10 protein-coding genes and 1 pseudogene are annotated in these 8,240 nt (G+C 63.1%); 7 read left to right on the forward strand and 4 right to left on the reverse strand.

All coding sequences use genetic code 11. From position 1 onward, the window contains the following. A partial coding sequence (mobQ, locus tag ACRCSW_RS02105; protein ID WP_438702336.1) for a MobQ family relaxase occupies nucleotides 1-802 on the reverse strand: 802 nt, incomplete at its 3' end. A gap of 172 nt (nucleotides 803-974) precedes the next feature. Here mobQ and ACRCSW_RS02110 point away from each other — a divergent pair. Next, nucleotides 975-1,280, forward strand: a complete 306-nt coding sequence (locus tag ACRCSW_RS02110) for a conjugal transfer protein TraD (protein WP_438702337.1) — start codon at nucleotides 975-977, stop codon at nucleotides 1,278-1,280. A gap of 22 nt (nucleotides 1,281-1,302) precedes the next feature. Continuing rightward, a complete protein-coding gene (locus ACRCSW_RS02115) occupies nucleotides 1,303-1,527 on the forward strand; it encodes a conjugal transfer protein TraD (RefSeq protein WP_438702338.1) in 225 nt (74 codons plus the stop codon). Nucleotides 1,528-1,656: 129 nt separating this feature from the next. On the opposite strand, the gene ACRCSW_RS02120 is transcribed toward ACRCSW_RS02115, so the two are convergent. After that, a complete protein-coding gene (locus tag ACRCSW_RS02120) occupies nucleotides 1,657-2,613 on the reverse strand; it encodes a WG repeat-containing protein (protein WP_438702339.1) in 957 nt (318 codons plus the stop codon). A 2-nt stretch (nucleotides 2,614-2,615) separates the two neighbouring features. Here ACRCSW_RS02120 and ACRCSW_RS02125 point away from each other — a divergent pair, with 2 nt between their 5' ends. Beyond that, nucleotides 2,616-2,861 (forward strand): Arm DNA-binding domain-containing protein, encoded by a 246-nt coding sequence (locus tag ACRCSW_RS02125; protein WP_438702340.1) that lies wholly within the window; start codon nucleotides 2,616-2,618, stop codon nucleotides 2,859-2,861. 348 nt (nucleotides 2,862-3,209) lie between these two features. On the opposite strand, the gene tnpA is transcribed toward ACRCSW_RS02125, so the two are convergent. After that, nucleotides 3,210-3,629, reverse strand: coding sequence for an IS200/IS605 family transposase (gene tnpA / locus ACRCSW_RS02130; protein ID WP_438702341.1), 420 nt, complete (start codon nucleotides 3,627-3,629; stop codon nucleotides 3,210-3,212). Between the two features lie 205 nt (nucleotides 3,630-3,834). Between tnpA and istA the strand changes: the two genes are divergently transcribed. The 4 genes and pseudogenes from istA to ACRCSW_RS02150 all read left to right on the forward strand — a co-directional run bounded on the left by istA (nucleotide 3,835) and on the right by ACRCSW_RS02150 (nucleotide 7,486). Further along, a complete protein-coding gene (gene istA, locus ACRCSW_RS02135; protein ID WP_438702342.1) occupies nucleotides 3,835-5,349 on the forward strand; it encodes an IS21 family transposase in 1,515 nt (504 codons plus the stop codon). Then, complete coding sequence (gene istB, locus ACRCSW_RS02140; protein ID WP_438702343.1) at nucleotides 5,336-6,064, forward strand: IS21-like element helper ATPase IstB; 729 nt, start codon at nucleotides 5,336-5,338, stop codon at nucleotides 6,062-6,064. Before istA ends, istB begins: the two co-directional genes overlap by 14 nt. Nucleotides 6,065-6,624: 560 nt before the next feature. After that, nucleotides 6,625-6,915, forward strand: a pseudogene (locus ACRCSW_RS02145) (ArdC-like ssDNA-binding domain-containing protein); the annotation flags it as partial. Nucleotides 6,916-7,150: 235 nt separating this feature from the next. Further along, nucleotides 7,151-7,486 (forward strand): zincin-like metallopeptidase domain-containing protein, encoded by a 336-nt coding sequence (locus ACRCSW_RS02150; RefSeq protein WP_438702344.1) that lies wholly within the window; start codon nucleotides 7,151-7,153, stop codon nucleotides 7,484-7,486. On the opposite strand, the gene ACRCSW_RS02155 is transcribed toward ACRCSW_RS02150, so the two are convergent. Next, nucleotides 7,423-8,240, reverse strand: an 818-nt coding sequence (locus ACRCSW_RS02155; RefSeq protein WP_438702345.1) for a PfkB family carbohydrate kinase, incomplete at its 5' end; no start/stop codon positions are given. The two genes, ACRCSW_RS02150 and ACRCSW_RS02155, sit on opposite strands and share 64 nt — an antisense overlap.

Here is an 8,240-nt window from a genome sequence, read left to right on the forward strand (position 1 = left end):
GCCGATGCACGAACATAGCAAGGTCGCGGCCGGTGAACGTGGCTTGCTGGTGCGTGATCGCGTCGAGCGCGACAGCGGGCTTGGCGATAATCCGCTCGCCGTTGCGCTGCGCGACGGCGCGGTGTTCCTCGATCCGCTCGGCTTCAAGCCCGCGCACGCCCATGCGCGATGCGGCGGGACCGATCTTGTCCTGCGGCTCCAGCGCGATGCCCTGCGCCTCCAGGCTGCGGTGATCGATCCGCGCGTCGATATCGAGTTCTGCCAGGCGCTGGTTGACATGCTCGGCCCAGCGCTCGCGCCATTGCTCAACCAGCTCGGCCTTGTTCCACTCGCGCACCTTCGGGCCAAACCCGTCTTTGCCGACCTCGCGCATGGTGAGCATGACATGGGCGTGCGGCTTGGGCTGGCCGTCCGCACCAATATCCCAATGGACATTGAGGTCGGCAATCATGCCTTTTTCGACGAACTCGGCCTCGGCAAACTCCCGCGCCAGCGCGATGCCCTGTTCCTTGGTCAGCTCGCGCGGAATGGCGAATTCGACCTCGCGGGAAAGCTGCGCATCTTTCCGCTTCTCGGCGGCCTCGACCGCATTCCAAAGCTTCTCGCGGTCGGCGAATTCCTCTGGTGCGCCTTCGGGCAGCAGCACTTCGGAATGGATGACCCCGTCCTTGTTGGTGAAGTCATGGTCGCGGTCGAGCCGTTCGTCATGCAGCCGCTCGGCTCCGCGATAAGCAGCAGCGGCCACCGCGCTGCGGCCGCTCGACCGGCTGATGACTTTGACGGAGAGGTGGAAGATCGCCATGACGGCAATCCATCTACGCCATGAGCGCCACGTCGGCACGACGTATAAGCGCGCCCTCCCATGATAAAATCCTGCTCGGGACTATTCAGTATCAGGCCGTCTCGACGACTCTACAGCATTGGGAGAGCATCGATATTATCATCAGCGCATCACCTCTCAATGGAGAACTTCGATGCGCAAACCACGAGACTTTGATACGGAACTGAAGGCGCTCGCCGACAAGGCGAAGCAACTCAAGGAACGCCGCGTGCAGCAAATCGGCGAACTGGTGATCGCCACCGGGGCCGATGCGACCGACGCGGAAACGCTGGCCGGTGCCCTGCTCGTCATCGCGGAAACTAGTGAAGCCCAGAGGAAGGAGGCGTGGCGCAAGCGGGGCGTGGCCTTCTTTCAGAGCAAGGCGCGCAAGCGTGGCGATGGACCTCAAAGCCAACCGGATGGCACTCTCCCGCTTGACGGCGGCGCGGCATCGGCTTGAGGCACGAAAGGCGCGAACCGACATGCGCGAATGGCAGGTCAAGCGCCGCGAGCGCACGCGGCAACTGATCGAACTGGGCGGCCTGGTGGTGAAAGCCGGTCTGGTCGAACTCGCAGACGATGATCGCGCCACGCTCTACGGCGCGTTTCTAACGGTTGCGGCCAAGCTGCGCGGCGAGGAGCGGGAACAAGCGCTGGTGCTGTGGAAGCGGAGGGGTAAGCGAGCGCTTGACGCGGAAAAAGCATAGTGCACTTAACTTTTCTTATTTCGCAATGAGATGCGGCACTCTCTGCGGAAACAAGCTTTCAGATGCGGTCAGAACATCACGGAAAGTAGTAGTTCGTTCAGCAGTGTACGAACACTCAAGTTTGACGGCTCAGCCCTTCACGTCACTCCGCTTGCGCTCCCAATACCAATGTCCGCCGAGTCCGATAAAAAGGCTTCCCAATATGGCAATCGCGAATGGGTCAATTCGCCCGAGAGCCGACGCTGGTTCCGTCATGACATCCGATGCGCGACCACCCGATACGCTGTAGGTTCCGCCATTGCCGTAATCCGGAATCCATCGCGGTGGTTCGGCGCGAATGCCAGCCTGATATTCGAGCCAGGCGCGAGTCCACAGAACGCTGTTTTCGAAGGGATCGTTGCTGAACTTCTCAGTGGCATGATGCCTAATTATCATCGGATAGTAGGTTTTCCGGCAATCCAAGGCCGCGCGTCGCTGGTCATCGGGTCCAATCGGGCACCAGACATTAGCCCCCGGTGATGCCGTCCAGGAAACACCCTGCTGAAAGTAGGACAGAGCGCGAAAGCGCGGGGCGATCATCGCTTTGCCGGTGCCGTCCTGCAAGCCCCAGAAGTCGCCTTTCCGGAAGAAGCGCAGACCACCTTCACAGATTAGTGCCTGGTCCGGCGTCGGTCGGGCAATGGCCGGTTTTGCAACTCGACTTCCCGATGCATCGATCCAATAGGTTGCTGGCCCTTCACCGACCGCGTAGGTGCCGCCGCGATCGGGACGAAGCTTGGCAAGGTGCGGTTCGACCGTGAAAACTCCCGTGCGGTCAATGATGCCCCACTTGCCATCGACCTGAACGGGAACGTGCGATCCGGCGAAGGAATAGGTGCTGTCAAACCCGTTCCGACCGCCCAGCACCGTCCCGTTCTCCAGAACAAAGAACCATTTGTTCCCCCTCTTCGCCGAGAACGGGCCGGGGCAGTCGCGCTTCTGGAAATTGCCCGAATCAAATCGACCGACCGGCTTGCGATCTTGCGGCCGAAGAAGTTCGACTTCCTCTCCGCGCCGGATGATTGTCAGGTCACCATCGCATTCCAAAAGTGGCTTTCCGTCGAGTTGGTCCGCAACCAAACGCCCACTGGGCTCGATGCTGTAAGCGCAGCTACGTTCTGCAGTACCGCGTGCCGGTGCGGTCCCGTCGCTACACCATTGGTCCGCACGGCGTCTGGACGCCGGAGCCCGCGCGCAAGGAGGCACTGGTCCAGCTTGCACGTGTGGCGAAAGGCGAAAACCCAGCCGAAGAGCGCGAGCAGGATCATACGGCCATCGCGATGAAGCAGCTGTGAGAGCGCAATCTAGATGACCTTGGCAGCGGTCTGATTCTGGGCAAGAGCAACCGCCCCTAGCGGCCATCGGCCAAGATCACCGACACAGGTCGCATCAACCGCCACATCATCCCGCTGGTCGGCGCCCGCCGGGTCAAGGATCTGACCCGGCCCGAGATCATCAAGGTCATGACGGATGTCATGGCGGGGCGTGCCCTGGTGAATTTCAAAATCCAAAAGCTACGGGGTCGCTCGATTGTCACTGTTGACGCCGGGACGGCGGCGATAACCTGTGGACCGGCGTGCAAAAGGGACCCCGTTAGCGGGGTGATCGGCGTCTGAATGACTGACCGGCTGACGCCGGTAGGATCATACGGCGGGGCTGAAGCCTTCCTTGTGGGTATGTCGGTCCAGATACCGCATGATGATGTCATCGGTGATGTTGCCGGAAGTGGTCGAGAAGTAGCCGCGCTGCCAGAAGCGTTGGCCCCAGTAGCGCTTGCGGATGTGCTCGAACTCCTGCTGGATTTTGCGCGACGAGCGCCCTTTGGCCCGGCGGACAAAGTCGCTGACCGAGACGTGCGGCGGGATTTCGACGAACATGTGCACGTGGTCTTTTGACAGCGCGCCATTGATGATCGTCACGCCCATCTCGGCACAGACCTGCCGGATGATCTCGCGGACCCTGAGGCGCACATCGCCGATGAGCACCTTGTACCGATACTTCGGCGCCCAGACGAGATAGTAGCGATGATGGAATGTCGTGTGACAACCGGACCGATACGCCATAGCCTGTAACCTCGGGAAAAGGGGAAGCTTCACGCCTTCGGCGGCTTCCCCTTTTCCCGAGGTTACAGGCTACCACGCGAGTCTATGGCTGAAGCCAGTATCCGACTGAAGTCGGAGGGGTTCCTCCACTAAGAGGGACTCTAAAAGGGACCCCTCATTCTGATGGTGTAGCGGACTGCCTGGTTTTCCAGGTGGTGAGATCGGGATGTTGGTGGTGGAGACGGTTGTTCGGATACGGCGGGAGCACGCGAGCGGGAAGGCGATCAAGGCGATTGCGCGGGATCTGCGGCTGTCACGCAAGGTGGTGCGCAAGGCGATCCGGGCGCCGGAAGGCGCGTTCGATTATCGCCGCACGGTTCAACCGCTGCCCCGGCTTGGGCCGTTTCAGGAGCGGCTCGATGTGCTGCTGACGGAGAACGAGGCCCGGCCCCGGCGCGATCGGCTCCGCATGACCCGGATTCATGATCTGTTGTGCCGTGAGGGGTTCGAGGGATCCTACGACGCGGTCCGACGCTACGCCCGGCGCTGGACACAAGCGCGGCGCAAGGATTCGGGCGATGGGGCGCCTGCCTTCATCCCACTGATGTTCAAGCCAGGCGAGGCCTACCAGTTCGACTGGAGCCACGAGGATGTGGAGATCGCGGGCAAGCCGATGCGGGTGAAGGTGGCGCAGATGCGGCTGTGCGCGTCGCGGGCGGTCTACGTCAGGGCCTATCCGCGCGAGACGCAGGAGATGGTGTTCGACGCGCATGCGCGCGGCTTTGCCTTCTTCGGCGGCGTTCCCCTGCGCGGCATCTACGATAACATGAAGACCGCGGTCACCACAGTGTTCGTCGGCAAGGAGCGGGTGTTCAACCGCCGCTTTCTGGTCATGGCCGATCATTACATGGTCGAGCCCACGGCCTGCTCGCCGGCAGCAGGATGGGAGAAGGGTCAGGTTGAACACCAGGTCCAGACCATCCGAGGCCGCTTCTTCCAGCCTCGCCTGCGCTTTGCCAGCATCGAGGAGCTCAACCGATGGCTGGAAGCTGAGTGCCTGCGATGGGCCGCAACGCACGCGCACCCCGAGCAGAAGGAGCTGACCGTTGCCGATGCGCTGGAACTCGAACGGCCAGCCCTGCAGCCGATGCTGGCGCCCTTCGACGGCTTCCATGAGTCCGCCCAAGCAGTGACCGGCACGTGCCTCATCAGCTTCGACCGCAACCGCTACTCGGTCATGGCCAAGGCAGCGCGGCGGGCCGTTCAGGTCCGCGCCTATGCCGACCGCATCGTCGTGCGCCTCGGCGATGAGGTCATCGCCGAGCATGCCCGGCACTTCGGCCGCGACCGGACCATCTATGATCCCTGGCATTACCTGCCCGTTCTGGCCAACAAGCCAGGCGCCCTGCGGAACGGCGCTCCCTTCCAAGGGTGGGACCTGCCACCGGCACTGACGCGGTTGCGGCGCAAGCTGGGCGGCGGTGATGAAGCCGACCGCCGCTTCGTGCGCGTGCTGGCAGCTGTAATGACAGATGGTCTGGAAGCGGTTGAGGCCGCGATCCGGGAGGCGCTTGATAGCGGTGCCGTCAGCGACGAGGTGATCCTCAACATCCTGGCCCGATACCGGGATCCGCCATCCGCACGCCCCCTCGACGTGGCTGCCGATCTCAAGCTCAGCCACCCGCCGATCGCGGACTGCGCGCGCTACGATACGGTGCGAGGCCTCCGTGCAGCGGCATGAGATGATCGAGGCGATGCGCTCGCTCGGCCTCAAGGGCATGGCCGGCGCGTTCGACGAGGCGGTCACCACCGGGTTGCAGCGCAAGCGCACGACCCACGAGATCCTGACCGACCTGCTGCGCGCCGAAGCCGCGCATCGTCATGCCGCCTCGATCCGCTACCGCATGACCGCAGCCAAGCTGCCGGTAATCAAGGACCTCGACGCCTTCGCGTTCGAGGGCACTCCGATCAACGAAGAGCTGGTGCGCTACCTGCACGCAGGTTCGTTCCTGCCCGGTCGCCGCAACATCGTGCTCATCGGCGGCACAGGGACCGGCAAGACCCATCTGGCCACCGCGATCACCGCCAGCGTCGTGCGTGCCGGTGCCCGCGGGCGCTACTTCAACACGGTCGATCTCGTCACCAGGCTCGAGGAAGAAGCCCGCATCGGCAAGGCTGGTGCCATGGCCGCCCAGCTCAGCCGGCTCGATCTCGTGGTGCTTGATGAGCTGGGCTATCTGCCGTTCGCCCGATCCGGCGGGCAGCTATTGTTCCACCTGATCAGCAAGTTCTACGAGCAGACCTCGGTCATCATCACCACCAACCTGGCCTTCGGCGAGTGGCCCACCGTGTTCGGCGATCCGAAGATGACCACCGCGCTGCTCGACCGTATCACCCACCATTGCGATATCATCGAGACCGGCAACGACAGCTGGCGCTTCAAAAACCGCAGCTGACCTAGTCAGAAAACCGCCTTCGCGCTGCTGACGCCTCCGGTCGGGCTACGCCCTCCCTACGCCGACAGCAGCGCGAAAACCGCGCCCAGCATCAACCACCCACCATCTCAGCAAGGGGGTCCCTTTTGCGCGCCGATAGGGGGTCCCGATTGAACGCCGATTGACAACGAGATCCTCGAGCATCGCCTGACCGAGGATCAGATCGCGGTCTACGATGCCTATGTCGAGGCCTGGGCGATTAGGCGCGGCGCGGCCAGACGCAACCCGCCCTTCGACAAGCTCAGGACTGGGTCGTCCACTGCGTTACGGCCGGTTTGCGTCAGCAGTCACGGATTTCTCAGCAGCCAAGCCGGTGCGCCTGTCCGCGCCGCGCCTCTCTGGTCGCCCGTCGCCGCCCCCGTCCCGCCGGGTCCGTGTGTGGTTTTGGGCAGTGCTTGGAGGCAGCGATGGGACAGGTCTTGTAGGTTCGGAAGGGCGGCACGGGCAGAAAGCGCGCGGGACGCGCGCACGCCGAGGCGCGAGCAAGGAGCGCGGAGCCGCGCGCCTCGCTTTACGACGAGGTGACCGCGCGTATCGTCACCGAGCTTGAAGCGGGGCGCCTCCCGTGGGTTCAGCCTTGGGATTCGGCAATTGCCAGCCCCAGCCTTCCCCGCAACGCGGTGACGGGCCGCGCCTATTCGGGCGTCAATGTCTTGATCCTGTGGGGCGAGGTCATCGCCAAAGGTTACGCCAACCAAGGTTGGCTGACCTTCCGGCAGGCGCTCGCCGCTGGCGGCTGCGTCCGCAAGGGCGAGCAGGGAGTGACGGTCTGCTACGCCGACCGCTTCACGCCCGAAGCCGAGAAGGAGCGCGCGCGGGCGGACGGCGACGAGGCAAAAGCGGTGCCGTTCCTCAAACGCTTCGTGGTGTTCAACGTTGCGCAATGTGACGGCCTCCCCGATGAATATTTTACCGACGCGCCGCCGTTGCCCGAGCGCGAGCAGGTGCCGGTTGCCGAAAGCCTGATTGCGGCGACGGGCGCGGATTTCAGTATTGGCGGAGCGCGCGCCTTTTGCCTTTTATTTCCCGTCCTGCGATTTCATTCAGGTGCCGCCGCAACCGGCGTTCCGCCAGCAGATCGACTATTATCGCACCGCGCCGCACGAACTCGGCCATTGGACCGGCCACGCCTCGCGGCTGGCGCGGATCTTTGGCGGACGGTTCGGTGATAGCGCCTATGCCCGCGTGGAAATTGCCGCCGAACTGACTTCTGCGTTCCTCTGCGCCGCCTTGGGCATCGTGCCGACCGTGCGCCATGCCGACTATCTCGGTTCGTGGCTGGAGGTGCTTCGCGCCGACAACCGCGCGATCTTCAAGGACTACCGAGCAGCGATCGCCCTGAGCGCCTCCGCGTCGCCAACCCATGGCATACCGTGCCCGTAGCCGCCCTGCCAGGTGCAAGCCTTTGCGGCATATTCTGCACCCATCGACATTGCGCTGTCCAGCGAGCCGCCTTCAAGCGCAGCCATCAGAAACCCCGATATGAACCCGTCGCCGGCACCCATCGTGTCGACTACTGTTGTTGGCAGAGCGCGTTGAATTACCGTACCGTTGGCATCCATGCCCAACGCGCCATCGCTGCCACGGGTCAATATGACGGCCTCTGGGCGATCGACCAAACACAGCCTTGCCAGATTGCGCGCATCGCTTTCCGACATTTCTGCTGCGGAAAGAAACAGGAAGCGCACGAAAGGTAGAACCTGATGCAGATAAGCGTGATCCCAGCGATCGGAGACATCGAGAGACAGCGAGGCGGCGTTCGCAGCGATCTGCGGCAGCGCATTACCTAGGTCGCTGTAAATGCTTGTGTGGACATGGTCGAACGTCGCGATGTACGCAAAGTCAGCTGGCTCCCAGCGATAGTCCGCGCGGACACCCGGACGGCTGCCGATGAACTGGCGGTCCCCGTGGACATGACCGACAAATGCGCGGGCATTACCGCCGGCACGAATGCGTACTCGCGAAATGTCGACGCCCTCAGTGACCAGACTTGAGCTGATCAGTCGGCCGCCCTCATCGTCGCCAACGCAACCTAAGTAGGCCGCATCCGCACCGAGTCGTGCGGTCATCGCGGCGACATTGACCGCGTTTCCGCCGGGAAACTGAATCCCGGCGTCCACATAGGTGTCGATCGTGT

It is taken from the genome of Tabrizicola sp. (assembly GCF_051645465.1).
GTDB lineage: Bacteria > Pseudomonadota > Alphaproteobacteria > Rhodobacterales > Rhodobacteraceae > Tabrizicola.

What these genes read in the sequence shown, in the direction of transcription:
- ACRCSW_RS02110 (WP_438702337.1), top strand. Translation starts at nt 975, where the DNA reads ATGCGCAAACCACGAGACTTTGATACGGAACTGAAGGCGCTCGCCGAC.
- ACRCSW_RS02115 (WP_438702338.1), top strand. Translation starts at nt 1,303, where the DNA reads ATGCGCGAATGGCAGGTCAAGCGCCGCGAGCGCACGCGGCAACTGATC.
- tnpA (WP_438702341.1), bottom strand. Translation starts at nt 3,629, where the DNA reads ATGGCGTATCGGTCCGGTTGTCACACGACATTCCATCATCGCTACTAT.
- istA (WP_438702342.1), top strand. Translation starts at nt 3,835, where the DNA reads ATGTTGGTGGTGGAGACGGTTGTTCGGATACGGCGGGAGCACGCGAGC.